The organism is Streptomyces sp. NPDC046862, assembly GCF_040704615.1.
Taxonomy (GTDB): Bacteria; Actinomycetota; Actinomycetes; order Streptomycetales; family Streptomycetaceae; genus Streptomyces.
The window spans coordinates 22,614-48,648 of the sequence record NZ_JBEYXP010000029.1; the positions used below are offsets into that span (position 1 = coordinate 22,614).

A 26,035-nucleotide genomic window follows, 5' to 3' on the forward strand; every position below is an offset into this window, starting at 1 on the left:
GCCAATTAGGGAAGGCATGGGGCGGAGATTCCTCACGGGTGCGGCCCAGCGCGCGCCCCATGGGAGCGGGCGTAGGAGAAGGACTCGGCACGTGCACGAAGCAGTAGCGCCTCGCCGGGGTCCGGGCCTGCGGCCCCGTCGTGCACGGAGACCCATGGCTCGCGGGCCGCGTACGGGCCCATCGCCGCGAACACCTCGGCGGCTTCCAGATACTGACATCCCGCCCACAACGCGTAGGCGAGATAGTTCAGATCAGCCACCGAACACCGACCTGCCGGCGTCTTGCGGAACCAGCCGTGGAAGGCATCCAGCGTGTAGTCCAGCGTCGAGGCATGCGCCCACTGCTGCCGCCACAACGGATCGATGTGCGATCGCCGCCGCTGCTCGATCTGCGCGTACGCCGGCAGGAGCAACAACGACGACCCCACCGGCCGCTGCGACGCCACCCACCGCCCGAAGTCGAACACCGCCGCCAAGGACGCGGCCTGGGGGCCGTCGAGTGCGAGCAGGAACTGCAGCACGCGGTGGTAGGCCTCACGGTTGTACGGATCACGCTGGTTGACCTCGTACAACAACCCCCATGGACCGCTCGGCAGCATCCGCTCGGCGGGTTCCAAGCAGTGTTCAGGACGCACCTGCCGGGTGTCGAGCTGCGCCAAAGCAATGAGGCACACCCACGGCACGGGATCCTGTGGCGCGCGTCGTGCCGCCAGCAACGCCCCACGCCGTGCCCGGGTCTCGAACTCCCAGGTGTACGGATGCCCTTGGCGGTGTGCCCGCAACGCGCGCTCGACGGCGACACGGGCGCTCATCAACTGGGCGTCATAGCTCCCGGGCTCTTCGTCGAGCCACACGCTGACCACATCCGAACGAGCTGCCGCCCAGGCCAGCACCTGAGTACGCGATGTCCGCAGCGCCCAGTGCGTCCCCGTATCCAGAAGCAGTTTCCTGGCCGTTCGCCAGCGGCCCGCATCCAGCTCTTCCATGGCCACACGTAGGTCGCCGTCGTGGCCGGCGGGGTGGTACACGAGACGCATCAGAGCCCCGCGACTCGAACGAGGCAGTGACGGAACCCGAGATCGAGGCTGCTCGTCCTGTGCGTTCGAACTGTGCGAGGTGGCGTCGTGCTCTCTGGGTTGGGCATCGATGTCATCGAGGGCCTCAGACAGGTTGGGGGGGGAATGGGACCGCGCAGTGGATGGGGTGCTCCGCCATCGAGCGGCGGACGGCGGCTCGGTCACCGAGCCGGGCAGCCTAGAAACGAATCTGGCCGATCATGTCCGCGATGCTGGTCATGAACCGGTTGATGCTCGGGGCCATGGATGTGCTCGCCAGGAAGAACCCGAAGAGCACACAGACGATCGCCGGCCCGGGCTTCAGGGATTTACCGCGGATCAGAACGACCACGACGATGCCGAGCAGCAACACGAAGGAGATACTCAGGGCCATCAGGAGGTTGCTTCCTCCACAGGCCCTCGGCGCTCCCTGCGTGCCTGGCTCAGCGCGCGGCGAAGAGCATCGGGGCGGGTCAGCGACCGCGGGCCGCTCGGGAAGACATGCCAGTGCATCCCGGGAGGTGTCGTGGTGTCAGCGGACGGCACGACGACGTGACACTTCTGGCCCAGCGCAACAGTTCCCGGCTCCTCCCAGCGAGCCGCGGTACCCACGGGAACGAGGAAGTACAGCCGGGGCTCCGGCCCCCCGGCATCCAGGATCACCGGCCCGACACGCTCGTCACCCTCCTTGAGGATCTCGATCGCGCGCTGGCCTACGGCCTCCTCGGCACGCACGGCATCCCACCACTCGCCCGCGGAGCACAGTTCGGGCTCTTCGCCGATGGGCATCCAGCGCGGCGGGAGCGCGCGAGCTGCTGGATTGGCGTCGGACATGGAAAAGGCCTCCTCACCACTACGTGTGAGGAGACCATTCCACTCAGCAAGTTCTGTGCGCGGACAGATTGTCCGTGGGGTTGACTCGCCAAAACCCTTGACAGACCCTTAAGTTGCGCTTATGCCCGTCCAACTGCCGAATGCCGAGAGTTCGTTGGACGGATGGGAGTCCATCCTGAGCAGCGCCGACGCGGTTTCCCGAACGGACGGGTGGAACCGGGTGTGGTTCGGAGCGACCTTCCGGGCACGCTTGAGATCGGCGAACGCACCGGCCCGGTCACCTGTGGCGAGCTTCGCGGAAGCCACGTCGATGAAGTGGTGGCTCGACCGCTCGCCGACGGTCGTAGCAGGCGGCGCCCACTCCCCTCCGGAAACCGGAGACCACTCGGTGAGGCGGGCGAGGGCCTGCTCGGTGTCGCCCATGTCGATCATCGCGTGCACCTCGTGGATGCGGATGTTCGTCGGGCCGAACGACATCTCGTACGCCAGGGAGTCACGGTTACCCGCCATGCCTGCCACCTGCTCGGCTTCCCGCAGGTACGCATCGGCACGATCCTGGCTGTTCTCGCGGGCCTCCAGTACAGCCAGTTTCAACAGCAACGCACCGTCGACGGCAAGCGAGTCGGCCGTGAAGGACCGCTCCGGCTGGAACCGCTCCAGCTCGGTCCGCAGCGCGAGCAGCTTGCGGCGAGCAGACGAGTAGGCGCCCTGGCGAAGCATCGCACCCGCGACCAGATAGCCGGCCGTGAACTGCATCAGCGGGTCCCCGGAGCGGTCAGCCGCCCAACGGACCCGCTCCAGCGCGGTGTTCGACAGGTCGTGGTGGCCCATCTTGTGGGCCAACGAGTTCACTGCGCGATAGGCGCGTGCCAGGTGCCAGAACGCCTTGCTCTGGTCGCCATTGCCGCTACCGAGGGCCACATGCGTCAGTTCGGTGATGATCGGCGGCAGCAGAGGGCCCATGGGGGCGTAGCGGGCGTCGCGGCGCAGGGCCGCCACCTGGTCAACCTCAGAAGCGAGCACGGGAAGCGCCCGCGGGGCGATCTCCAGGTCGTCGGGGCTTTCGTAGCAGAGCAGGAGGCGACGGAGCTCGGGGATGACGGCGTGGACGCCGTCCTCTGCTTCCGGCTCGCCGTAGTACGGCTGGCCGGTCAGCACCTCAGGGCCGAAGCGCAGCGCCTTGGCGAGCGCCAACACCAGCGACGGTGAAGCCTTCCGCGCGCCGGACTCCAGCTTCTGCACGTAGCTCGGGGAGACTGCGACCTTCTGTGCCAGTTGAGCTGCAGACAGCTTCCGTGTCCTGCGTGCCGTACGGAGACGGTCTCCCAGCGTCAGGTTTTCACTCATCGGTGGATCTGTCCCTTCGCGATGCAGCACTCCGATCAGAGTACGGACAAGGCCTTGCACCATGCCCCTGGTCGCCAAGTGTTAACAGTGCTGACAGCGCCGCGATCAAGGAGTGAAGCCTTTTGATGCCGCGCCTGAAGCTCTCATCACACATTTTCGAACTGGAGTAAATGGGGCAACCCGTTACAAATGGGCGAGAATATGAGAGTTGTTGCCGCCCGGCAGTCAAGGGCTAGCGGAAAAGCACCTACGGACAATTTGTCCGCGCGCTATTTTCATCGCCGCGATCGATGAGCCGAGTTCCGTTACGGACAGTGGCCGCGAGCACTGCGCACGACGCGAACACCTGGGCGCCGGCTCCATACTCTCGTGAAGTGCGGCACTCGTACCGTCTCATGCGCCAAAGGAGGTAAGAGTGGCTGAGACTGGACGCCCGCACGCTGCACCTACTCGCGTTCCACTTCCGTGACGGCCCGGGGAGCAGCGGTCACCAAGCGGACGATCTCTTCGGCGCACCCCCATGACAGCGTGACGCCGGCACCGCCATGTCCGTAGTTGTGAAAAACGGGAACTCCGCTTCCCCGGTCCTCTACTTCGACACGCACCTCGGCTCGTGCCGGTCGCGCTCCCACGCGATGGGCCAGAACGGGGGCGTCCGCAAGCCGCGGCTCGACCGCTGCGCAGCGCTCGACAATCGCCCGGGCCGCGACAGCGTCGCCGTGGAGGCTGGCGTCGCCGTCGACGGCTGTCCCGCCGAGGACGACCGTCTCGCCGTGCACCACCACCCCGGAACCCACCGACCTGGACGCCGTCCTGGCCGACCGCGCCGCCGCGTGGGAACCCCTCGCCGCCGAACAACGCGTCACCCTCGCCCTCACCGGAACGCCGGCCGGGCAGGTCTGGGCCATCCCCGGCGCGCTCGAGCAGATCATCGACAACCTGGTCGCCAACGCACTGCGCGTCTCCCCGCCCGGCACCACACTCACCCTCACCCGCGCCCCCGGCGCCGAACTCCACGTCATCGACCAGGGCCCCGGCACGTCGCCCGCCGACCGCGAGCGCGCCTTCGACCGGTTCTGGCGCGCCTCGGACTCCCACCACGACGGCACCGGCCTCGGTCTGCCCATCGTCCGCCACCTGGCCCGCGCCTCCGGCGGCGAGATCACCCTGCACCCGGCCCCCGGCGGGGGGCTGGACGCGTGCGTCCAGCTGCGCCCGGCAGGCGGCGGGCGGCGGGCGGCGGGCGGCGGGCGGCGACGCACCGGTAACGGCTCCCCCCGAACAGCGCGGACAACAGTCACCGCACGCTGAGGTGATAGTGCACCGTACGCTTCCCTAGGCGAGCAAACGGTGGACCAACACCGGCCGGAACCACGACGAGCGCGGGCTGAAGAACCGCCCGCCGGGAGAAGCGGGTGGTGGTGCCGCCACCCCCGCATCTGGTGGCCCTGTGGGGGAGCACGTCGCCGCCTTCGGCACGGCGGATGACGGCCAGCTGTTCTTAGCGAATGCGGCGGAGTCATCGCTTACATCACCTACAACCGGGGCCGGCAGACCCTCGCCCTGCCACCCGCCCTTGGCAACACCCCGCTCGCGAAACGGCCGTACGACCTTCGACACTCGGCGCTGTCCACCTGACTGTGCGCGGGGGCCGATCCGGCTGAGGTCGCCCAGCGGGCCGGCAACAGCGTCGAGGTCCTGCTGTCCCGGTACGCCAAGTGCCTGTATGACCGGCAGTCCATCAACAACCAGCGCATCGAAGGGCTCCTCGACGCCTACGACCAGCCGCCTGAGTCAGATGAACCGGGCGAGGAGTAGCTCTCCTGACGAGGTGCTGCGCCGATGGCGGCACCTACGGAGCCGGTCCTTGGCCTCTGAAATGGTGATGACCTGGAATGTGTGGGTGTCTGGGCGAAGCCGGGCATAATCGGCCCACGTCGTGCTTTCATGCACGCATGCATTCCTTGACCGTGCAGGTGGACGGAGATCACCTGGCCCGCCTCGTCCGCAGTCCGCGGGCCGGCCTGACGGAGCTCATCTGGAACGCCCTCGACGCGGACGCGGATGTGGTCGATGGGCGACTCGAGTTCAGCACGCTGGGCGCGGTGGAACGCGTTGTCGTCGTGGATCGCGGTCATCGCATGTCGCCGGACGACGTGCAGCGGGGGTTCGGTGCACTGGGCGGCTCATGGAAGAGGTCCACCAGGACCACGCGAGAGCAGGGCAGGCGTCTGCACGGAGAGCAGGGCAAGGGGCGGTTCGCGGCGTTCGGTATCGGCGATGTCGTCGAATGGCGCACGGTGTACAGGGAAGAACCCTCGACCGAGATGCGGATTCGCGCCGAGCGCCACAACCTGCGCCGTTTCGACATCACCACGTCGCCTACTGAAGGCGGTGTCGGCACCGCGGTCTCGGTCGTCTCGGTCGATGAAGCGGCTGGCAAGCAGCTTGAGCAGGACTCGCTGATTGACACGCTTTCGGCGGAATTTGCGATCTATCTGGAGTCGTACCCGCATGTTGAGATTTCGTGGCGTGGCCAGAAGCTCAATCCGGTGGCGCTGCAGGTCGAACGTGAGGAGTACGACCTGGATATCGATGGGCTGGACGACAAGCCGCAACTTGTCATCATCGAGTGGCGTCGCCAGGTCGACCGGGCCCTGTACCTGTGTGATGAGGCCGGGATGGCGCTTCATGACATCAAGCCGGGGATCCAGGCTCCTGGGTTCGAGTTCACTGCCTATCTCAAGTGGGGTGGGTTCAGGGGGCACGACGTACTGCTTGCCGAGTCCGGCTTGGAGCCGATGAGTTCGGTTGTCACGGCGGCCAAGGAGAAGCTGCGTGAGCACTTCAAGCGTCGAAGCGCGGACAGGCGCAGGTCGATCATCAGGGACTGGGTGTCGGAAGGCAGCTACCCGTACAGCGACGGATCGTCTTCTGCCGCAGAGAACGCAGAGCGTCAGGTTTTCGACATCGTCGCCTTCACGGCATCGAAGGTGATCAACGACGGTGACTTCCGTTCGCGGAAGCTCACCCTGAGGCTCCTGCGCGAAGCGCTCGCGTCGAACCCCGGGAACCTCCACCACGTCTTGCGGGCCGTCCTCGAACTGTCGGCGGAGCGTTTGGCCGAGCTCAGCGAACTGCTCGACAGAACCACCCTCTCGTCGATCATCGCCACCTCGAAGAAGGTCGGAGACCGGCTCAGCTTTCTGTCCGGACTCGACACGATCCTGTTCGACAGCGAGCCGAGGCGCGAGACGCTGGAACGGAGGCAGCTTCACCGCATCCTGGCCAACGAGACCTGGGTTTTCGGGGAAGAGTACGCTCTGACCGGCGACGATGAGCCCCTGACCAAGGTACTCGCAAAGTATCTCCACTTCCTGGGCGACGATGTCGAACTCGCCGGTCATACCCCCGTGCTGCGTCACGACGGCACCAACCCGATCCCCGACCTCGTATTCACTCGCACGTGCGAGATCGCGCAGGACCGAGTCGAGAACATCGTGGTCGAGCTGAAGCGGCCGAGTCAGGAAATCGGTGCGGACGAGCTCATGCAGATCGAAAAGTACGCGCTGGCGGTCATGCGTGACGAGCGATTCAACAAGCCGAACGTCTCGTGGGACTTCTGGATTATCGGCAACTCCCTCGACGAATTCGCCGAGTCCCGCCGGAATCAGACAGGACTTCCCTTCGGCTACATTCAGCGCACCGACCGTCATCGCATGCAGGTGCGCACCTGGTCCGAAGTGATCAATGACGCCCGGCACCGTCTGAAGTTCGTCGAACGCAACCTCAACTACCGGGCCACTCATGACGATGGAGTGGAGTACCTGCGTTCAAAACACGCCCAGTTCCTGCCGCCCAGCCTCAGCGAAGGCCCCGACCCGTCAGCGTCCTCGGACGGCGGCCAGCACTGACTGGGGGAGCCTGCCCGTTCGCCGCGCGCTACGCGGTTGTCAGCAGCCTGTGGCCGTGCATCCGGCATCGAGGCGTTATCTGGATCTTCGATCTTGTGCGGTGCGCCTGCTCAGGGCCTTTGGTGTTTCGTTACCCTCGGTGAGGGCACCTGGTGGCTGCTGCCCCGGGGCCGCAGGCGCGTCGGGACCTCAGGGCACCACGCGGCCACGGTCCGTCTGCGTGACTGCGGGTGCAGCTTCTCGCCCTTCGCCAGCATCGCTACGTACTTCTCGATCCGGCGCGCCCGGGTCTCGGCCTTCTTGGCGTCCTGGACCCGGTACAGGATCGCGTAGCGGTTCTGCCGGTCCAGTGTTTCGAACAACGCCGCTGCGGCCGGGTCGGCGGTCAGGGCCGCCGCGAGGTCGTCCGGCGCCGTGGCGGTCTTCGCCCTGTTCGTAGGCCGCCTCCCAGCGGCCGTCTGTCTTGGCGCGGTCGCCCTCGGCCTGCCCCGGCTGACGCATCCGGCCCTGCTCGATCAGGGCTGCCGCCTTGTCCCGGTTGGCCTTGGACGGCCTTGGTACTGGTGGGCTCGCGTATTCAACTGTCGCGAGTTGTCGGTGCTGCTGGGCATGGTAGTGACTTTCCGTGATCTCCAGCGGGTTGTCCCCAAGCCCGCCACTCCTGCGTCAGCCCGTGGCACCGCCGTTGTTACGCAGGATGTTCAGAGCCGTGTCGAAGGCCGAGTCCCTCTTCTTGTCGAACTCCTCCTTCGTGAAGACCGGCTCTTTGAGGTGCGGCGGAATGCCCGTGCCGTCGAAGGTCCTGCCCGACCGGGTCAGGAACTCCTCGTTCGGAAGCCAGGCCGACATGCCGTTGGGGAGCTTGCGCGACATGACGTCCGAGAAGAGGCCCTGTGTGGGCTGCCCGATCCGGACCGTCTTGCCAGGCCGGTCCATGAGGGCCTGGGTGAAGGTCTCCCCCGCGCTGAAGGTCGAGCCGCCGGTCAGCACGGCGACCGGCCCGGTGTAACGGGGCCCTTGGGCGGGCGTGACATACGCGGGTTGGGGGCGGGTGTGCCGGGTGGGGTCGGCGGGGTCGTTGCGGGCCCGCTTGGAGTAGGCGAGGTAGGAGGTGTCGGTGAGGCGCTCGGCGATGTGGATTCCCAGGGCGTCGGAGCCGCCGCCATTGATCCGCAGGTCGATGATCAGGCCCTTCAGGCGCTGGGTGCGCTCCCGGCTGAGGACCGTGTCCAGCGCCCTGTCGAGCTCGGCCAGCTGGGCGGCGTAGGGGGCGCCATCGCCCGCGTATCCGCCGAAGCCGGAGATCCGCAGATAGCCCTGCCCACCGGGGAGGTCGGCGTAGGTGATCCGCCCGTTGGCGAAGTCCTGGAGGTTCCGGGCGTTCCTGAGGTCGCGCGCCACGATGAACTTCTTGACCTTGGTGTCCAACTCCTCTGTGGGCACGACGGTGCCGGGGCGAACCTGTGCGTAGACGCGATCGCCGTCCTGGACGGCAACGTGGGCATCGTAGAGCGGCTTGACCATCTCGCTGAAGACGGCGTAGAGCTCGTCCCTCATCGTCCCAGCATGTACCCGGGGGCGGTATTGGTCGCGTACGGCGTGCCAGTCGATGCCCTTGGCGGAAAAGAAGGGGTAGTTCTCCTCGAAGGACTGCCAGAAGACGTCAAAGGCAGCGAGCGGACCCTTGGGGGCCGGACTCGTGCAGGCGTCGGGCAACTCCGGGATCCGGCGCAGGTTCCGGTCGCCGACGGAGCCGTCCACCCGCATGGACGCGCGGTCGCGGCCTCCTTGGGTGCGCACGGTGAGGACAGTGCCGTCGGGCATGGTGTAGGTGCCGGGGCCGGTCCGCTGCGCGGAATCGCCCTTGAGACAGCTGACGGCGGTGGTCTGGTACTCCTGGAAGGTTCCGTTCCGGATGGATAGGACTGTGCCGTAGCCGTCCATGTGCCAGATTCCGTCGGTGGTCGGCTGGTGGGCGGTGGCGGCCGGCGCGGCATGGCCAGCAAGGGCCAGGGCGGCGGCGGTGGCCGTGACAATGCGCACGATCCTGCCTTCTCCGTAGGCGACTTACTCGGGACAGCCCCACGGTCGCCGACATGGCGTTCTCCCGGCCATCCGGCTGTCCGGTTGATCGAAGGTGAGGCCAACCCCCGCTACCGGCAGAGCCCAGGGGCGATCGCGTGGGGCCGGTGCCTGGAGGTTGTCGGCGAGGCGCACGGTGGGGAGGCTGAAGCTCGTGCCGCTACGACAGCGGCAGCTTCAGTCGTTGCTTGTGATGTGCGCCCGCCGCGTGGAGATGCTGGGTAGCGGGTGGGATCACCCATTGGCCACGCCTGAGTTGGGGCCGCGGGGGTACCTGGTGTGTCAATGTGATGGTTTGGGTGCAAGGCGGCTCGTATGGATCACGCTGCAAGGGGAGAGGGACGGCGGTTGCCGGCCGACGGTCCGACAGCGCTATCTGCCGTGTTTGAGGGCAGTGAGGCGATCGCTGAGGCTCGTGATCGTGCCTGGTCCTTTCTGATGGACCTGCGGGCCGAGCATGGGGTGCCGGTGCCTCAGAGATCCGTGGACGTGGTGCAGCTGGTAGTGAGCGAGCTGGTGACGAACACCCGCAAGTACGCGCCGGGCCCGTCGCTGCTGACGCTCAAGGCTCGTGAGGGTGCTGTTGAGGTGACCGTGTGGGATACCGAACCCCGGCTGCCGGTGATCCGGGACGCCGATCCGGTCCGGGTGGGGCAGCACGGCCTGGAGATCGTGACGGCGATCTGCCGGAGCTTTGAAGTGCACCGTGAGCCGGTGGGCAAGCGCATCACAGCGACCATCGATCTGGCCGATGAAACACTCACAGACGCGGCTCGCGACGAGTCATGACCAGGCGCCCGTCGGGTGTTTGGCGTCTGCGGCCGGTGGTACTCAAGGGCGGGTGGAGCACGGTTCGGCTCACGGGCCGTGGGCTGCATCCCTCACCCGTGGAGCCTGCCGCGACTGGCGGGCTCCACGGCCCTGTCCGGGAGACGGGGACCGGCGTCACCGCACGGCCTTCGTGGCCGGGGCCCGGATCGCTGGTGACGGACTGGGGAGGTTCTGCGCATGGCTGACGAGACTGCCCTGCAAAACCTGTTCGAGGACGTGTGCCAGACGCTGGCCCATGCCGGGTTCGACATAGCGTCAACAAACGCGGACGACCGGACGGGGCTGAGGGTTCACCGGGAGCCAGATGCGGTGAGCGTGGGGTGGGTGCCAACAGGGGAACTGGATCCCGCCGGACGGCGGGACGCCGACTATGAAGGCATACGCACCGCGCTGCGCCAGGCGCTGCTGGAGATCCTCACGCAGGCCGGTTACGCGGTGCAGGCAGACCGGTCCAATGGCGAGGTGCGGGTCATGCCGACGTAACCGCTGAACTTGACGACCATCCGATAGGTGAAGCGGACATGGGTGACGGTTCCCGCGGACGGCCAGGCGCAGTCCGTGAAGCGCGCGCAATGAAGGCCGTGAGGAAGGTACTGCACGCGGGCGGTGGGTGGGGCGGGCAGGCGACGGGGGATTTTCACCTGCCCGCCCCGGGCGGGCAACGACCCGCACAACGGAGGGATGCGGGCCTTACCAAGCCGTAGTCACGGCCCTCGCTGGTGACAGCATCAGTCGCCGCAAGTTTCACACCTAGGGTGCCGAGCCGTCCACCGGGCTGGCGGGCTGGCGTCCGACCGAGGCTGTGCCCCACACGCCGGGCAGCGCCGGCCGCTGCCCGGGCGTCACCATCGGTGGGCAGCGGTCGAAGTGACCGGACGGTGCCCTTGCGAGGTCCGTGTCAGGCGGGGGCTGGCTACGGTTCCTCCAGGACCTGGGCGATCTTCCGGGCCAGTGCTGCGATGCGGGGAGGAAGATAGCTGTCCAGGGCTTCGACGTCGTCGCACAGCCGGGCCTGCAGTCCGTGAAGGCATGCCTGGGTGAGCAGTCTCTGCGGGCTGTCCTCGTAGGTCTGCGCGGCATCGGCAAAGCCGTGGCCCCAGGAGAACCTCAGCCATGCTTCACGGTCATCCGGGTCGGGTGCGGGGCCGTTCAGCAGTCCGGCGACCTCCTGCCGGTCGCAGTCTTGTGGTCCGGCCGCCCGGCTGCGCTGTTGACGGGCCTGGAGGTACGACGACAGCGTGTCCTGGGACATGCCTGTGCGCTGGCAGTAGGCGGCGATCAGCAGCGAGGTCATGTCCAGGGTGTCCGCGGCGTCCGTCGCCCGGCACAGCGTCATCCGTTGCCAGTCGCCTGCCAGGTCGGGCTCGGTGGAGCGGAGTACCTCCTGGCAGTTCTGGACCGCCTCGGCAACGAGCTGGTGGACCGCGCGGCGCAGCGGCTCCGGCATCGGGGTGTCGTCCATGGCCCGCACGTTAGAGCGGCTGCCCTCACGGATCTCGGAGTCGGGCACCTCGCTCACCCGGACAGCGGACCCGGCTAGCACCCCGGGTGAGCAGGAGCATCCTCAGGTCCGCCGACGGTTGGCCGTTGAGCACCCGTGTGGGTGAAGCCGCGAGAGCGGGCTACGCCGGCCGGGTAGAACCGGGTAGAAGGTGATTGCGCAGGTGCGGCTGGGAGGCTCGCCCTGGGGTCTGTCCGGCAGGTCTTGCCGGACAGACCCTGCGCCGGAGGCGCGTTCGGCGCTTGAGCGTGAAAGTGACGTCGCCGGGAGACTGCCGTTCGGCCGGACTGCTGAAACGAGTCCTGGCTCGTCAACGGGTAGGGCTGTGGCCGTGAGCCGGTTGAGGAGGGTCTCCTCGCCCGCCGGCAGACAGCCGGTGGTCAGGGCGCGTCCGCGCTGCCGGTACATGATGTCGGCGGCGACCAGCGCGTTGGAGGCCACGTCGACCCCGTCGTCCCAGCCTTCGCCGTAGGCGGCGCCCTGAGCGCGGGGAGCGCAGCCGGGGAGCTCTTCGACTCAGCAGTGGGCGTTGGCGACAGCACCGGCCTCGACGGCACAGACCAGTTCGTCCGCGTCATCGGGCTCCATCCCGGCGGGCGAGAGGACCGCATGGATCTTCATCCGGGCAGTGACCGCCATCTTCTGGCAGCCGCTCATCCGCTGACGCGGGTCACAGCTGCCGTCCCGCATCAGACTCAACCGCTCGCACGTCGAAGCGCTGCTGCTCATCGTGGAGAGCTTTGACGTCGACGCCGCCGGCAGAGAGGCCCTGCGGTCGGGTTGGCTTCAGGCTGCCGGGGTCCCGTCGACCATGTCCTCGCAGGAGAAGCCACCGAGTGCCCGCAGGCCGAAGTCGAAGCCGGTCGGAGTGAACTCGCACGCCAAGGTGGCGAGCAGTCCGGGCTCGTGGTTCTGAATGCGTTGTGCGGCTTCGGCGTTCGCGACTGCGCCGCGCAGACGGAAACGGGTGGCTGGTCCGACGATGCCGTCCGCCTTGGTGTCGTGTTCCTGCTGGAAAAGCTGCAGCTGGGCTCGGGTGCCCGGTCCGAACTTGCCGTCTGTGGCCACGCGGTAACCAACCTGGTTGAGGGTGGTCTGAAGGGCCGTCGTGCACCAGCCGGATGCACCGATGGCCAGATTCTCGCACTCCGGTCGGTCGAGGTCTTGGACGCTGACCGCCCTGGGGCCCATGCCGCTGTTCCAGTCGTCCGCGGAAGCTGGAGTGACCAGAACCGCGGTGGCGAGGGTGACGGCTATGGCAGCAGCGGAAGTAAAACCCCGAAGGCTCACTTTTCCCCCATTGGGTTCGAAGCGTCATGAAGCGCGTTACTTGCGCAAGTGGGCATGATGCCGACGAACCGCAGTCATCGTAACTCCATGCGCCTTTTTGGCAACCATGGGTTATGCGGGAGGGGTCATTAGGCTCAGCTGGGTCTATTTAGGTCTGTGGGTCTGAGGTCGAGTCCCTGCTTGGCGGCCCAGTCCGGGTCTAGGTGAACCGGGAGAGGGTGTGGTCGGTCCGCAGAGGGCTTGGTCTGCTCCCGCTCGACTGCGCGTGGCTGTGCGGGCTACCGACGCGCTGCTGCCTGACGCGGTCCGTGTCGTTACCCAGGCCGTGCTGGAGGGCACGCGACACTGCGGGGTGGCGGTCGCGTGTCTGTTCTCCGTGCAGACCACGGCCGCGCCTCTCACCCGGTTGGAACGGGCCGGTGGAGAGCGGCCCCGGGGACGTCATGACCCGGCCCCCCGGGGCTCTTTGCAGAGGTCGCCTGATCTTCCATTGCCGGCGTACTGAGAAAGAAAAGTGCTCAGGCGTGTACGGACGAACGTGCTCAGCCATCGGACCGGGTGGACAACCCCGCGGCCGTGGGGGTGTCCGCGAGCGTCCATGACTCGACGGCGGTCTGCACCTGGAGCACGCGGGCGTAGGCTCTCAGGGATGCGGATAGGCGAGTTGTCCAAGCTCACGGGCGTGAGTCCGCGCTCACTGCGGTACTACGAAGAGCAGGGCCTGCTGACCAGCTCACGCTCCGCCGCGGGGCAGCGTCACTATTCCGATGCTGCGGTCCAGCGCGTGTCACTCATCCAACAGCTGTTCGATGCGGGTATGTCCAGCAGGGTGATCGCGACTGTGCTGCCGTGTGTGGACGTCCCCGGTGACCTGGGCGTCGCCGAGGAAACGTTCACGGCGATGATGCGCGAGCGCGACCGGATCGACGCCGACATCGCGCACCTGATCGAGACCCGGGATGCACTCGACGTGCTGATCAGGGCCAACAGCCGACACCGGGCGGAGCTGTCCACGGCCCAGGAATCGGTGGCGCGCTCGGCCTGATGCTGTGATCTGCGTCTCAGCCGGTTGCCCCTCACATCAATGTCAGAGGTGAGGATGGCGACAACGCCCGGAATCACCGGGTCGGTCGTACGAGAGGCGGCGGAAGATGGGGCAGGCGTGGGGTTTCGGCAGGTATGGCGGGCCCGAGGTGCAGGAGTTCTTCGATCGTCCCGACCCCGTCCCCGGTCGCGGCGAGGTGCTGATCCAGGTCGACGTCGCCGGCGTGAATCCCCTCGACCACGTTCTGCGCTCGGGTCTGGTCGAGGGGCTCGACGGCGGGCGTCCGTTTCCCCGCGTGCTGGGCATGGAGGCAGCCGGAACCGTTCTCGCCCGGGGCGAGGACGTCAACGGGCTCGAGGTGGGTGACGCGGTCTTCGGCTTCGCACTCACCGGTGGCGGCACCTACGCCGAGACGACGGTGCTGTCCGCGCCGAACACCGCACGCATCCCGGAGGGTCTGGCCGCGACCGTGGCGGCAACGCTGCCAGTGGCCGGGACGACCGCGGTGGACGTGCTCGACCAGCTCAGCCTCCCGGCTGGTGCCACGGTCCTGGTCAACGGAGTCGGGGGCGGGGTCGGCCTCGCCGTCGCCCGGCTGGCTATCGGGCGCGAGCTGCGTGTGATCGGCACCGGGAGTACCGCCAAACGCGAGCACGCCGAGGCCATCGGGGTGCGGTTCATCGACTACACCGCCGAGGACGTCGCCGCCGCGGCACGCGAGCTGGTTCCGGACGGCTTCGACGGGATCGTCGACCTGGTCGGAGGCACCTCGCTGCGGACGGTCGCTCCGCTGGCCCAGGATCCCCGCAACGTCATCGCTGTGGGTGACATGTCTGTGCCCGATCTCGGTGGGCGTTTCGTCGAGCGTCGCGTCGACCGCGAGAACCTGGAGCGGTCGGCCCGGCTGGCCCTCGACGGACTCCTCACACCCGTAATCACCGCGGTCCATCCGCTCTCCGACGCCCCGGCCGCCCTCGCCACCGTCGAGAACGGTCACACCTCGGGCAAGGTCGTCATCAAGGTGGCATGAGAGGTGCCCGGCCGTCTGACGCTGTCGACCGTCCATTGCGGACTGGCGAGGTGCCAGGACCGTGAGCTCCGGCCACTCGTTCTTCCAACGGGCCGCCTTGGTCTCATAGACCTTCCGCGGGGCAAGGACCAGGTTGGGGCGAAAGCAAGGTTGAACACGTCGGAGATGCTTGCCGCGAGGTGATCGACCAGCTCCTGGAGGTCAACGCCCTCTACCGCCTTCGGGCCGCTCAGGGAGAGCTCGGCCTGCGGAAGAAGTACGGCGACACGCGCTTGGAAGCCGTCTGCCGCACGGTAGTCACGGTCGGCGCCCCGTCCTGCCGCACCGTCAAAGGCATCCTGGTCGCCCGTACCGAGACCAACCCGGAGCCGGAGACCGGCGAGGCCGGAGCCGCGGCCTGCCTGCACGGGCCCGAGGGATTGTTCGCCATCCCCATGCAGACGCCGGGCCAGCTCCACGATGACCAGGACCGCGGTGACGCCGAGGAGGCCGCCCGGTGAGCGTGATGACCACCGCTCTGCGTGAATCACTCAAGACCCTGCGGCTGTCGGGGATGCTGGAGACCCTCGACGCCCACCTCACCCAGGCTCAGAAGGGCGAACTCGGCCAGCTCCACTTCCTCCAGGTCCTATGCCGGGACGAGATCACTCGCCGTGAGACCGTCGTCTTCGAACGACGTCTGCGCCAAGCGAAGTTCGAGCAGCAAGCCACCCTGGAAGGGTTCGACTTCACCGCCTCCCCGAAGCTTCCCGCCGCTCAGATCCGCGACTTGGCCGCTCTGCGCTGGCTCCACTCCGGCGAGTCCGTTTCACCAAGACCAGCCGCATCCTGGCCGAGCTCGCCGGCGGCCACGCGGACTGAACCTGGGACAAACGCATCCACGACACGATCCGCCCCGACCTGCTCATCCTCGATGACTTCGCGATGCGCCAGGTGACCGCACCCCAGGCTGACGACCTCTACGAACTCGTCAGCGAACGAGCGACTGGTATCCCCTCTTCTCCAACCCCGTTGTCGCCGAGTCGCTGCTGGACCGGCTGATCAATGCCAGCCACCAGGTCATCATGAACGGACCCAGCTATCGGCCCAACAAGCCTCCTGGGAACGGAAGTTCGTCTCATGACACCAACATCAAGGAGGTTCGGATGCTGCAAGGAGTACTGATCGCCGAGAGCCTGCGGGTCGGAACCCCAGTTGACTGGGATCCCCCTGCAGATCACCAAACTGTCGCGGGTCGAGATGACGGACCCCGGAGATCACCAGCCACGACACTGGACACTCCTGGAATTTTCCGCCGAGGAGTCTGCCGCCCACCGGCTCGCGGATCAGCTCTCTTCCTGCCTGGCCTCATCGGGAGGTTGGTACACCGACTTCCACACCGCTGACGAAACGTTCGTGATCTTTGCCCACAAGGTCTTCCGCTACCCCCGCGGGCAAGCCGAAGGCCGCAGCGAAGCTCAGCAATATGGACGCTCCGTCGGCGTCCCCGAGCCGCAACTGGACTGGCAGGTCCGACCTCGGGCTCCGCGAAAGCGGAGCCCGTCTCCAGGCACCGCAGCCTGGGGAACTACGTGATCGCTGACACCCCAGAGCAGGAGCTACTCTCGGGTCCCGGGGCCGTCGCAGCTGAGCTGATATGCCTTCGCGACCGTCTTCGCCCGGGCACACTGGCCTGGGCGGGTGGCGAAGAGCGTTCAGTATTGCTCGGGCTCGACGAACCTCGTGTCCTCGTTGTTGGTGGCGAAGGCGTCGGCGGCGGATGCAGGGTCGAATCCGGGCGGGCTGTCCTTGAGGCCCAGGCCCAGTCCGGCCAGCTTCGCCTTGACCTCGTCGATGGACTTCGCACCGAAGTTGCGGATGTCCATCAAGTCGGCCTCGGAACGCGTCAGAAGCTCACCCACCGAGTGGACGCCCTCGCGCTTGAGGCAGTTGTACGAACGGACCGTGAGTTCGAGCTCCTCGATCGGCAGCGCCAGATCGGCGGCGAGGGCGGCGTCCGTCGGGGACGGACCCATGTCGATGCCCTCGGCGTCGATGTTCAGCTCGCGGGCGAGCCCGAACAGCTCGACCAGCGTCTTGCCGGCGGAGGCCATGGCGTCACGCGGACGCATCGCCTGCTTGGTCTCGACGTCGACGATCAGCTTGTCGAAGTCGGTGCGCTGCTCGACACGGGTCGCCTCGACCTTGTACGTGACCTTGAGCACCGGGCTGTAGATGGAGTCGACCGGGATACGGCCGATCTCCTGACCGACCTGCTTGTTCTGCACGGCGGAGACGTAACCGCGACCGCGCTCGACCGTCAGCTCCATCTCCAGCTTGCCCTTGCCGTTGAGCGTGGCGAGGACGAGGTCGGGGTTGTGCACCTCGACACCGGCCGGGGGCGCGATGTCGGCGGCGGTGACCAGACCAGGGCCCTGCTTGCGCAGGTACATCACCACCGGCTCGTCCTGCTCGCTGCTCACGACGAGCTGCTTGATGTTGAGGATCAGGTCGGTGACGTCCTCCTTGACGCCCGGCACGGTGGTGAACTCGTGCAGTACGCCGTCGACGCGGATGGACGTGACCGCCGCACCTGGGATCGAGGAGAGGAGCGTTCGGCGCAGGGAGTTGCCGAGGGTGTAGCCGAAGCCCGGCTCCAGCGGCTCGATCACGAACCGGGAGCGGAACTCGTCGACGACCTCTTCGGTCAGGGACGGACGCTGAGCAATCAGCACGGGGTGTTGCCTCCAGTGGTTTGGCGTCGGATAAGAGACGCCGCAGACACCACGAAGGGTACGTGCGCTACAGGCGGTGCGGCCTCCGCAGAGGCCGAACCCGCCCGACAGGGAGCCGTTCACCGATCACCGCTGAGGGACTGCAACAGTTCGCCACCACTGCCTTCCTCTTCTTGGGCAAGCTCGATGCCCAGCAGTTCGTCCCGTTGCTCTTGGCCGAGGAGACCGCCGTTTCCGCCGCGTTGCAAGGGGCAGAGCAGGCGCTGTCATCTCACTGTTATGCGCCGCCGCGTGGCGACGGCTGTTCGGTCCAGTGGGCGTAGCTGGGCTGGTCGGGCAGGGCGATGAGGGGCACATCCAGCCCGTCGCGCTGTTCCCCGGGGCGCAGCAGCGGCTCGATCACGCATCGTGTGGGCCAGCCCGGCCACTGTTCGATCCTCAGCAGGCGGCCGACGCTATCCGGATCGAAGTTGTCGGCAGCGAACTGGGTGGCCTCCATGACCAGGTCGCCGGGTCGGGGCTGGTCCATCCGGTCGCGCAACCGCGCCACCGCCGGTGCCGGATCGCCCAGGTGAGTGGCTGCCCACAGGGCCCGGCCAAGGTGGGCGATGTGCTCCACCAGCTCTTCGGGCGTGGGTCTTTTCAGCGGTGCTGTGCTCACGTGCGTCCCCCTGGTCGTGGGCCCGCCGGCGCAGCAGCCGGACGTTGCAAACCGGCTGGTGGGGGAAAGGGCGACGGAGCCGCTCGCAGCTTACCCAAGGCCGAGCCGGCTCCGCATGCAAGGGGCGGACGTGCCTTGGGCCGCGTGTTGCCTAGGACCGGTTGGAGAACCCCTTCGACGGCTTGGCTTTGGCGCTCGGCTTGCCCTGGCCCTCTCCGGTCTTGTCCTCCCTCGGGGGCGATGGGGTGGTTTCGCCGGCTGGGCCGGTTTTCTGGGCCCAGTAGGCCGCCACCTGTTGTTCACCGCCTGCGGCGTGGATGAGGCGTTGCCAGGCCGTGGCCTCGGTTCTTGATGCGCTGGTAGGCGCGGGAGTATGCCTGGACTCTTTCGCGGTGTGGGGGTGCTTGGCGGGCGGGGTCGGTCCTGATGAGCAACCTCTCTGTCGAATGTGACCTGGCGACGGGCGTGCCACTCGTCGAGCAGTGAAGGGAGTCGCTGGGCGAGGAACTCGGTCAGCGCGATCATCTCTTCGAGTGGGGCGCGGCGTTCCGGCGGACCGTCGGCGAGCAAGGCCAGAGCGGCGACCTAGGAGAGGCGGGCGGCGCAGCCGAGCCGGTGGCGCAGCCAGTTCGTCGCGCGGGCATGGGGCGGTCGGGGAGAAGCCGGAGGATTCATGGCGGCCTTCTTCCGGCGCAGGGGCCGTTGCGAGACGGAACGCCGATATGTGCGGGCGGGACACGGGAAGGCGCATGAGGCCGTCGTGCGGGGACCGGGCGTGGGTGGGGAGGGGCGGTGATCATCACGCGCGGTCAGGATGCGTTCAGGTAGCCGATGGCACGGTCGTGCCTCATGACCTACGAACTGTCCGAAACACCCGAAGCCGAACGAAACCCCCGTAGTCGCACCCGCCGCACGCATCGCCTGGGTCTGAACAAGGTCCCCGAAGTCACCGTCTACTTCTGGATCATCAAGGTTTTGTGCACGACGGTCGGCGAGACCGCGGCGGACCTGCTCAACGAGAAGGCCGGGCTCGGCCTCACCGGCGTCTCGGTGCTGATGAGCGCCCTGCTCGCCGTCGTGCTGGTCGTCCAGTTCCGCACCACCGCCTACCGCGCGGGCGTGTACTGGCTCGCCGTGGCCCTGATCAGCGTCGTCGGCACCCTGATCAGCGACAACCTGACCGACAACATGGGCGTACCGCTGGAGACCAGCACCACGGTGTTCGCGATCCTCCTCGCGGTCGTGTTCGTGGTCTGGTACCGGCGGGAGCGGACCCTGTCCATCCACAGCATCGACTCCACCAGTCGCGAGTCGTTCTACTGGCTGGCCGTGCTGTTCACCTTCGCCCTCGGCACGGCGGCGGGAGACCTGGTCTCCGAGCGCATGGACCTCGGTTACTGGCTGGCCGCGGTCCTCTTCGCCCTAGCCATCGCGGCGGTGGCGGTCGCCCACTTCGCCCTCGGGCTGGACGCGGTGTGGAGTTTCTGGATCGCGTACATCCTCACCCGCCCGCTGGGCGCCTCGATAGGCGACTACCTCTCCCAGCCGACCGGCGACGGCGGCCTCGGGTTCGGCACCGTCGTCACGAGCGGGCTCTTCCTGGCGGTCATCCTCGGCCTGGTGGTCTATCTGACGGTGACCCGCAAGGACGTCGCGGACCCGGCGCGCCTGCCGCGGCAGGCGGTCTGAACAGCCCGGGAGGCGTTCAGGAAGCGTTCAGTCAATCGCCGACAAGGTCGTACACCACGGCCGGCCTGCGCGGTCGGCCCGTATGTCGCAGGGCGCCCGTCCCCTTCGCGGAGACGGGCGCCCTGCCACTCCCCCCACGAACTGGAGTGTCCGACCTTGGAGAATCCGGAAGCCCTCAGCGACTTCGGCGTTGCCGGCGGGCAGCGGCGGCCCGCGACCACGGCCAAGTCGGTGATGAAGAAGCTGCCCGAGGTCACCCTCGCCTTCTGGGTCATGAAGATCGCGGCGACGACCCTGGGCGAAACGGCCGGTGACCTCTTCGCCCAGACCCTGAAGCTCGGGTACTTCCTCACCACGATCGCGCTGTTCCTGATCTTCGTGGTGACCTTGGTGGTGCAGCTGCGCTCCCGGCGCTACAACCCGTTCTTCTACTGGACGGTCATCCTGTCGACCAGCATGGCCGGCACCACGATGTCCGACTTCATGAACCGCGACGCCAGCACCAAGTACCTCTCGAACGGAGCCACTTCGCTGGGCTGGGGGCCGCAGGGCCTCGGTCTCGGCTACCCGACCGGCGCGGCGATCCTGGTCTCGATCCTGCTGGCGATCTTCGCCGTGTGGAAGCTGACCGGAGTGACCTTCGTCATCCGTGACATCGTCAGCTTCCGCGGGGAGGCGCTCTTCTGGTCGGCGATCCTCGTCTCCAACACGCTCGGCACCTCGATGGGCGACTTCCTGTCCGACAGCTCGGGCCTCGGTTACGCGGGCGGGGCGGCTCTCGTGATCGGTGTCCTGCTGGTGCTGGTGGCCCTGATGAAGGTGCCCGCGGTGCCGAACGTGGTGCTGTTCTGGATCGCCTTCGTGCTGACCCGTCCGCTCGGCGCCACCGCCGGCGACTTCCTGACCAAGCCGGTCGCCAAGGGCGGACTCGACCTCGGTACGGCGGGTTCGTCGGCCGTTCTGCTGGCCGCACTGCTCGGCCTGATGGGATACGCGCACGCTCGGGAGCGCCGCGACCTCGCCCCGTCCGCGGCCCTGCCTCCGGAGACCGGCGAGCAGGACCAGGTCACCGAGCGGGCCGGCTGAGTACGAAGCGGCGGGGAGAGTGCCGCTACCACCGGCCGTACGCCGCTGTACAGTCCGCGGACCTCGGCGTTCAGGTTGCGTTCAGGTCCGGACGAGTCTTGGGCAACTCGGGCACCAGAAGCGCCAAAACTCTGGCAAAGGGGTCTGGGGCGACCGCCGGGCGCCGTGCCATCGTGCCTGCCATGACGACAGATCACCTCACGCACGACCGGCGTCCGCGCCACGCACGACACGCGGCGAGCAAGGTGCCGGAGGTGACCGTCTACTTCTGGATCATCAAGGTGCTGACGACCGGTATGGGCGAGACGGCCTCCGACTATCTCGCCCATGTGCTCGGCCCGGTTCCCGCTGTCGGTCTCGGCGGGATCGCCCTGGTGGCCGCCCTGGCGGTGCAGTTCGCCGTCCGGCGGTACGTGGCGTGGATCTACTGGACGGCGATCGTCATGGTCAGCGTGTTCGGCACGATGGCCGCCGATGTCCTGCACGTCGGGCTCGGTGTGCCGTACACGCTCTCGACGCCGTTCTTCCTGGTCGCGCTGGCCGCCGTCTTCGTCCTCTGGTACCGCGGCGAGGGCACCCTGTCCATCCACAGCATCCACACCCGGCGCCGCGAGACCTTCTACTGGGCCGCCGTGCTGGCCACGTTCGCGCTGGGTACCGCCGCCGGGGATCTCACCGCCACGATCGGTCTGGGCTACCTGGGCTCCGCCGTCCTGTACGCCGCCGCGATCGCCGTTCCGGCCGTCGCTCACCGCTGGGGGAGTCTGAACGCGGTGGCCGCGTTCTGGGCGGCGTACGTCATCACCCGTCCGCTCGGTGCCTCCGTCGCCGACTGGATGGCCGTCGGTCACGAACGGGGCGGGCTGGCACTGGGCCTGGGGCCGGTCACGCTGTCCTGGACGGTGGCCATCCTCGGCTTCGTGAGCTACCTGGCCGCCTCTCGCAAGGACGTCCAGCACGACGTCATGCCGTGATGCGGAGGCACCGCCGAGCGGGGCCGGCCCGCTGTCACCCGGCGGGCAGTTCGACCACGAACCGTGCCCCCGGCGTGTGCCCGGGATCGTACGCCACCTCACCGCCCGCGGAGCGGGCGAGGCGTCGCGCCAGCGGGAGCCCGAGGCCCGCACCCGCGTGTCCGTCGTCGGGATCCGCACGCCGACCAGGCTCGAACAACCGTACTGCGAACGGGGGCGGGACGCCCGGTCCGTCGTCGATGACCTCGACGCGTACGCCGTCGGGTGCGCGGTACGCGCGGATCGCGACGGTGGAGTGGGCGTAGCGGCAGGCGTTGGTGAGGAGCGGGCTGACGATGCGTTCGAGCAGGGCGGGTGGGATCGCGGCCACCAGACGTGGACTGTCGGTGGCGACCGTCACGTGGCCGGGCGCGCCCAGGGCCTCGGTGAGGTGGCGCAAGGTGGGCAGGACCTCGGCGGTGCCGGGCGCGGTGAGCGTGTTGCCCCGGGCGTCCTCGAGGAGGGTGTCGCAGATCGTGCGCATCGACTCGGCGGCGTCCGCGATGACGTGGTGGGAAGCGCGGGTCTGCTCGGCCGTGCGGGGGTGGGTCCCCCACCAGTCGAGTTCGGCGATGATCCGGCTCAGGGGGGTGCGCAGTTCGTGCGACAGCTCCCCCGTGAGCTGCCGCTCGTGGCGCAGCAGGGTGCGGATGCGGTCCAGTATGGCGTCCAACGACGTGCCCAGGCGGGCGAGTTCGGCCGGGTGCCGCTCGCTGCCGAAGCGTTCTTCGGAGGTGACGGCGCTCCACTGGGTCGCCTGGTCGGTCATCGTGCGGACGGGGCGCAACGCGCGGCCGACGGCCAGCCGGGTCAGGGCGTAGGTGCAGGCGAGCATGACGACGTCCAGGGCGAGCGATCCCAGGAGCAGCGTGTCGGCCGAACTCCGGTAGGGCGAGAGGTCGAGAGCCGTGACGACTGTGGCGTGCCGCTCGCCTTCCGATACCGGCTGGGAGCACAGCCGGAGGGGGCCTTCGACGTCGGTGGTGAGGCACCGCTGCCCGCCACGCCGGGCGAGTGCGTCGGCGACGCGAGTCAGGGGGCCGGCGTTCGGCGGCTCTTCCAGGAGCCGTCGGCCGGCGTAGATCCACACGTTGGTGTCGAGGATTTCGTCGTGGGAGGTCTCCAGCACGCGTACCGTCGTGCCGCTGGTGTCGACGGTCGTCGCGACGGCCGCGGCGCGGGTGCGCAGTTCGTCGTCCGCCTGGTGCTGGAGGCGGTGGCCGGCCACGGCGTTGAAGGCGACGGTGAGGACCAGCATCAGCAGCGTGGCCGTGGTGAGGGCCAGAAGCGAGAGCCGGCCACGCAGGGTGCGCGGCGCCAGACGGTGGAGGAGGGCCGCCCGCGGCCGGTGGACGTCCTTCACGACAGCCTGTGCCCGACGCCGCGGGCTGTGCCGATCGTCCGGTCGCTGCCCGCCTCGCGCAGCTTGCGGCGCAGCCGCGTCAGGTACTGGTCGAGGGTGTTGTCGTGGACGTGGGCCCCTTCGGGCCAGGCTGCCCGGACCAGGTCGCGGCGCCGGACGATTCCGCCGGAAGCGGCCATGAGAGCGGCCAGGAGGCGGAATTCGGTCGGCGTCAGGTCGACCGGGGCGCCTCGGACACTGACCAGGTGCTGGACGGCGTCGAGCACCAGGTCTCCTGCGGTCGCGGCAGGCGGCGGCGCGGCCCGTTTAAGGGCTGCCCGCAGGCGGGCCGCGAGTTCGGCGAGATGGAAGGGCTTGGGCAGGTAGTCGTCGCCGCCGGCCGAGAACCCGGACAGCCGGTCGGTCAGCCGGTGATGGGCGGTCAGGAAGATGACGGGAGAGAGGAACCCGTTGGCGCGCATCGCCTGGCACACGTCCCGCCCGTCGGCGTCGGGCAGCCCGATGTCGAGTACGGCGGCGGAGATGCCGGCGGTGGCCAGTCGCAGGGCTGTTGCGCCGTCCCGTGCGGGCACGGTGTCGAAGTCCTCGTCGCGCAGTCCGCGAATCAGCACGTCACGCAGGGCGTGATCGTCCTCGACGACCAGGATCGTCTGCCGCATGGCCCTCCCTCTGCTCTCGTGCCGTGCCCGTCTGTTCTCGTGACGTGTCCGAGTCCGGGTTCGTGTCCATGCCCATCCCCATGCCCATGCCCGTGCCCGGGTTCGTGCCCATGCCCGGGTTCGTGTTCGTGTCCGTCGCACCGGGGGTCCATCGATCAGGCAGCCAGTGGGCCACGGCGCACAGGCACACTCCCAGCCAGCCGAGGGCCAACAGCCAGCCGCCGACGACATCGGTGAACCAGTGCACCCCGAGGTGGACGCGGGTCAGCCCGACCAGCACGCCCCAGCCGCCGATGGCCAGGACGAGCGGAGTCCGGCCCCGCGGACCGCGCACGCAGACCGCTATCGCGAGGAGTCCCGCGGTGAGGGCCGCCGTGGTGGCGTGACCGGACGGGAACGCCCAGCCGGAGGCATGCGTGTCCCAGGCCGCCCGGGGCGGTCGCGGCCGGGCGACCATCGTCATGACCGCGTACCGCAGTGCCTGGCCCGTCCCGAGGCAGGCCAGGCAGAGCGTGACGGTCAGCGCGCGCTGCCGGAGGGTGCGTCCCGCGATGATTCCGGCCAGCGCGGCCAGCGCGAACGCGATCACGCCGGTTCCGGTGGCGGTCAGCCCGCGGGTGAACGCCACGGCCACGTCCGGCCGGTGGCCGACGGACCACGTCAGAAGGTCGTGGTCGGTGAACAGCGGTGCGCCGTCACGGCCCACCACGACCACCGTCAGCAGACCGAACGCCGTCCACGCACCGAGGCCGCAGCTTCCGGCCAGTTCGACGACGTCACCGCGCTTCATGACGCCACCGCCGACAATGGAAGCAGGCGGGTGGACCCGAGCCGGAGGGCCATGCCCTCCGCACGCCTGCGCGGTGCCGGTATGGCGAGCAGCGCGGTCAGGACACCGACCACGGCTCTTGCCGCCACGTCACGGGGGTAGCGCGCGACGCCCCGGAGCCGCGAGGCAGCCATCGCGCCGGTGGCCACGACGGCGACCGCGCCGAGCCGGCGGGAAACGAACCGGGAGACGCACAGCAGGGCGAGCGCCGTCGCCGAGGGGGTGGCGTCCAGCCGCCGGGCGCGCCACCAGCCGATGGTCATGAGTACCGCGCACAGGGCGAGCCCGTGCGCCGACCGGGTCGACAGCGTGACGGCCGGCCAGGCAGGAGCGGGCGCGGGGAGGTTCACCACGTCGATGTACGCCGAGAAGTCGACCGACGAGCCGTCGAGGGCGGGAATCATCAGGGTGTCTCCTTCGTCTTGACAGCCCGGCGCGAGCGGTACACCTCGGAGGCGAGCGGAATCAGCGACAGGGCCACGATCACCGCGACCGTCGGCAGCAGGTACCGGTCCACGTTCGGTGCCGAGGAGCCCAGCGCGTAACCCGCCATGGTCAGCCCCAGGGTCCACACCAGCCCGCCGGCCACCTGCCAGACGGTGAACGTCCGCACCGGCACCCGCAGGGTGCCCGCCATCGGGTTCAGGACCGTGCGCACCACCGGGACGAAGCGGGCCAGCACGATCGCCTTCGCGTACCCGTAGCGCTCAAGAAGCTCCTCAGCACGTCCCGCCCCCTCGTGCAGGCGGGCCGAGCGGCTTCGAGCGAGCAGAGCGCCGCCGGCTCTGCGGCCCAAGAGGTATCCGCACTGCGAGCCCGCCAGCGCCCCCACTGCCGCGGCGACCAGGAGTGGGGCGAGCGAGAGCTTCAGGCCGCGGTCAGCGGTGCCGGTGCACAGAAGACCGGCTGTGAAAAGCAGCGAATCACCCGGGAGGAAGAAGCCGATCAACAGCCCGGTCTCGGCGAACAGCACCACACCCACACCCAGCACGCCGAAGGCGGACAGCACCGACCGGGCATCCAGCACGTTGACGGCGAGCTGCGACGATAGGTGCATGGCTGTGGTCATCGTCGAGGGCCCCTTCGTCGTTC

At 68.3% G+C, this 26,035-nt stretch carries 25 protein-coding genes and 4 pseudogenes; 11 read left to right on the plus strand and 18 right to left on the minus strand.

Going from position 1 to position 26,035, the window contains the following annotated elements; all coding sequences use genetic code 11:
- Positions 1-32: 32 nt before the first annotated feature.
- The 5 genes and pseudogenes from AB0959_RS29035 to AB0959_RS29055 all read right to left on the minus strand — a co-directional run.
- A complete protein-coding gene (locus AB0959_RS29035; RefSeq protein ID WP_366829566.1) occupies positions 33-1,037 on the minus strand; it encodes a hypothetical protein in 1,005 nt (334 codons plus the stop codon).
- 217 nt (positions 1,038-1,254) lie between these two features.
- The gene (locus AB0959_RS29040) at positions 1,255-1,449 is read right to left on the minus strand and encodes a hypothetical protein (protein WP_366829567.1); all 195 of its coding nucleotides are present in this window, start codon (positions 1,447-1,449) and stop codon (positions 1,255-1,257) included.
- Positions 1,449-1,889 (minus strand): hypothetical protein, encoded by a 441-nt coding sequence (locus AB0959_RS29045; protein ID WP_366829568.1) that lies wholly within the window; start codon positions 1,887-1,889, stop codon positions 1,449-1,451. The genes AB0959_RS29040 and AB0959_RS29045 overlap by 1 nt, the downstream gene beginning before the upstream one ends.
- Positions 1,890-1,997: 108 nt before the next feature.
- A complete protein-coding gene (locus tag AB0959_RS29050; RefSeq protein WP_366829569.1) occupies positions 1,998-3,236 on the minus strand; it encodes a helix-turn-helix transcriptional regulator in 1,239 nt (412 codons plus the stop codon).
- A gap of 446 nt (positions 3,237-3,682) precedes the next feature.
- Positions 3,683-4,012: pseudogene (locus tag AB0959_RS29055) on the minus strand (FAD-dependent oxidoreductase); the annotation flags it as partial.
- A 4-nt stretch (positions 4,013-4,016) separates the two neighbouring features.
- Here AB0959_RS29055 and AB0959_RS29060 point away from each other — a divergent pair.
- Both AB0959_RS29060 and AB0959_RS29065 read left to right on the plus strand, forming a co-directional pair.
- Positions 4,017-4,547: pseudogene (locus AB0959_RS29060) on the plus strand (HAMP domain-containing sensor histidine kinase); the annotation flags it as partial.
- 644 nt (positions 4,548-5,191) lie between these two features.
- The gene (locus AB0959_RS29065) at positions 5,192-7,150 is read left to right on the plus strand and encodes an ATP-binding protein (RefSeq protein WP_366829570.1); all 1,959 of its coding nucleotides are present in this window, start codon (positions 5,192-5,194) and stop codon (positions 7,148-7,150) included.
- Between the two features lie 227 nt (positions 7,151-7,377).
- Here AB0959_RS29065 and AB0959_RS29070 read toward each other — a convergent pair.
- Together AB0959_RS29070 and AB0959_RS29075 are read right to left on the minus strand one after the other, a co-directional pair.
- A pseudogene (locus tag AB0959_RS29070) lies at positions 7,378-7,699 on the minus strand (YdeI/OmpD-associated family protein); the annotation flags it as partial.
- A 117-nt stretch (positions 7,700-7,816) separates the two neighbouring features.
- Positions 7,817-9,193: a S41 family peptidase gene (locus tag AB0959_RS29075; protein WP_366829571.1), complete on the minus strand. Its 1,377-nt coding sequence runs from the start codon at positions 9,191-9,193 to the stop codon at positions 7,817-7,819.
- 354 nt (positions 9,194-9,547) lie between these two features.
- Between AB0959_RS29075 and AB0959_RS29080 the strand changes: the two genes are divergently transcribed.
- Together AB0959_RS29080 and AB0959_RS29085 are read left to right on the plus strand one after the other, a co-directional pair.
- Entirely contained in the window at positions 9,548-10,021 is a 474-nt protein-coding gene (locus tag AB0959_RS29080; RefSeq protein ID WP_366829572.1) for an ATP-binding protein, read from the plus strand.
- 219 nt (positions 10,022-10,240) lie between these two features.
- Positions 10,241-10,546: a hypothetical protein gene (locus AB0959_RS29085; RefSeq protein ID WP_366829573.1), complete on the plus strand. Its 306-nt coding sequence runs from the start codon at positions 10,241-10,243 to the stop codon at positions 10,544-10,546.
- A gap of 430 nt (positions 10,547-10,976) precedes the next feature.
- Here AB0959_RS29085 and AB0959_RS29090 read toward each other — a convergent pair whose 3' ends face one another.
- The 3 genes from AB0959_RS29090 to AB0959_RS29100 form a co-directional block, all read right to left on the minus strand.
- Positions 10,977-11,582 carry a hypothetical protein gene (locus tag AB0959_RS29090; RefSeq protein ID WP_366829574.1) on the minus strand — a complete coding sequence of 202 codons (606 nt, stop codon included), beginning with the start codon at positions 11,580-11,582 and terminating at the stop codon, positions 10,977-10,979.
- Between the two features lie 498 nt (positions 11,583-12,080).
- The gene (locus AB0959_RS29095; RefSeq protein WP_366829575.1) at positions 12,081-12,293 is read right to left on the minus strand and encodes a hypothetical protein; all 213 of its coding nucleotides are present in this window, start codon (positions 12,291-12,293) and stop codon (positions 12,081-12,083) included.
- Positions 12,294-12,350: 57 nt separating this feature from the next.
- Complete coding sequence (locus tag AB0959_RS29100; RefSeq protein ID WP_366829576.1) at positions 12,351-12,854, minus strand: peptidoglycan-binding domain-containing protein; 504 nt, start codon at positions 12,852-12,854, stop codon at positions 12,351-12,353.
- Positions 12,855-13,503: 649 nt separating this feature from the next.
- Between AB0959_RS29100 and AB0959_RS29105 the strand changes: the two genes are divergently transcribed.
- Both AB0959_RS29105 and AB0959_RS29110 read left to right on the plus strand, forming a co-directional pair.
- Entirely contained in the window at positions 13,504-13,899 is a 396-nt protein-coding gene (locus tag AB0959_RS29105; protein ID WP_366829577.1) for a MerR family transcriptional regulator, read from the plus strand.
- Between the two features lie 106 nt (positions 13,900-14,005).
- Positions 14,006-14,929, plus strand: a complete 924-nt coding sequence (locus AB0959_RS29110) for an NADP-dependent oxidoreductase (RefSeq protein WP_366829578.1) — start codon at positions 14,006-14,008, stop codon at positions 14,927-14,929.
- 54 nt (positions 14,930-14,983) lie between these two features.
- On the opposite strand, the pseudogene AB0959_RS29115 reads toward AB0959_RS29110, so the two are convergent.
- Positions 14,984-15,096, minus strand: a pseudogene (locus AB0959_RS29115) (nucleotidyltransferase family protein); the annotation flags it as partial.
- 12 nt (positions 15,097-15,108) lie between these two features.
- On the opposite strand from AB0959_RS29115, the gene AB0959_RS29120 reads away from it, so the two are divergent.
- Together AB0959_RS29120 and AB0959_RS29125 are read left to right on the plus strand one after the other, a co-directional pair.
- Entirely contained in the window at positions 15,109-15,429 is a 321-nt protein-coding gene (locus AB0959_RS29120) for a hypothetical protein (RefSeq protein ID WP_366829579.1), read from the plus strand.
- A gap of 5 nt (positions 15,430-15,434) precedes the next feature.
- On the plus strand, positions 15,435-15,866 hold the full coding sequence (locus AB0959_RS29125) for an ATP-binding protein (RefSeq protein WP_366829670.1): 432 nt from the start codon (positions 15,435-15,437) through the stop codon (positions 15,864-15,866).
- A 757-nt stretch (positions 15,867-16,623) separates the two neighbouring features.
- On the opposite strand, the gene AB0959_RS29130 is transcribed toward AB0959_RS29125, so the two are convergent.
- Positions 16,624-17,643 (minus strand): DNA-directed RNA polymerase subunit alpha, encoded by a 1,020-nt coding sequence (locus AB0959_RS29130; protein WP_366829580.1) that lies wholly within the window; start codon positions 17,641-17,643, stop codon positions 16,624-16,626.
- 277 nt (positions 17,644-17,920) lie between these two features.
- On the minus strand, positions 17,921-18,304 hold the full coding sequence (locus AB0959_RS29135; protein WP_366829581.1) for a hypothetical protein: 384 nt from the start codon (positions 18,302-18,304) through the stop codon (positions 17,921-17,923).
- Between the two features lie 849 nt (positions 18,305-19,153).
- On the opposite strand from AB0959_RS29135, the gene AB0959_RS29140 reads away from it, so the two are divergent.
- The 3 genes from AB0959_RS29140 (at position 19,154) to AB0959_RS29150 (ending at position 22,053) form a co-directional block, all read left to right on the plus strand.
- Complete coding sequence (locus tag AB0959_RS29140) at positions 19,154-19,993, plus strand: hypothetical protein (protein ID WP_366829582.1); 840 nt, start codon at positions 19,154-19,156, stop codon at positions 19,991-19,993.
- Positions 19,994-20,149: 156 nt separating this feature from the next.
- Positions 20,150-21,079, plus strand: a complete 930-nt coding sequence (locus tag AB0959_RS29145; RefSeq protein ID WP_366829583.1) for a hypothetical protein — start codon at positions 20,150-20,152, stop codon at positions 21,077-21,079.
- A gap of 182 nt (positions 21,080-21,261) precedes the next feature.
- Positions 21,262-22,053: a hypothetical protein gene (locus AB0959_RS29150; RefSeq protein ID WP_366829584.1), complete on the plus strand. Its 792-nt coding sequence runs from the start codon at positions 21,262-21,264 to the stop codon at positions 22,051-22,053.
- A 34-nt stretch (positions 22,054-22,087) separates the two neighbouring features.
- Here AB0959_RS29150 and AB0959_RS29155 read toward each other — a convergent pair whose 3' ends face one another.
- From AB0959_RS29155 to AB0959_RS29175, 5 genes are read right to left on the minus strand one after another with little or no spacing between them, the layout of a single operon-like run.
- Complete coding sequence (locus AB0959_RS29155; protein WP_366829585.1) at positions 22,088-23,455, minus strand: HAMP domain-containing sensor histidine kinase; 1,368 nt, start codon at positions 23,453-23,455, stop codon at positions 22,088-22,090.
- Entirely contained in the window at positions 23,452-24,114 is a 663-nt protein-coding gene (locus AB0959_RS29160; RefSeq protein WP_366829586.1) for a response regulator transcription factor, read from the minus strand. The genes AB0959_RS29155 and AB0959_RS29160 overlap by 4 nt, the downstream gene beginning before the upstream one ends.
- The gene (locus tag AB0959_RS29165; protein ID WP_366829587.1) at positions 24,068-24,904 is read right to left on the minus strand and encodes a phosphatase PAP2 family protein; all 837 of its coding nucleotides are present in this window, start codon (positions 24,902-24,904) and stop codon (positions 24,068-24,070) included. Before AB0959_RS29165 ends, AB0959_RS29160 begins: the two co-directional genes overlap by 47 nt.
- Positions 24,901-25,347, minus strand: coding sequence for a hypothetical protein (locus AB0959_RS29170; RefSeq protein WP_366829588.1), 447 nt, complete (start codon positions 25,345-25,347; stop codon positions 24,901-24,903). Before AB0959_RS29170 ends, AB0959_RS29165 begins: the two co-directional genes overlap by 4 nt.
- Complete coding sequence (locus tag AB0959_RS29175; RefSeq protein WP_366829589.1) at positions 25,347-26,012, minus strand: DedA family protein; 666 nt, start codon at positions 26,010-26,012, stop codon at positions 25,347-25,349. Before AB0959_RS29175 ends, AB0959_RS29170 begins: the two co-directional genes overlap by 1 nt.
- Positions 26,013-26,035 lie beyond the last annotated feature (23 nt).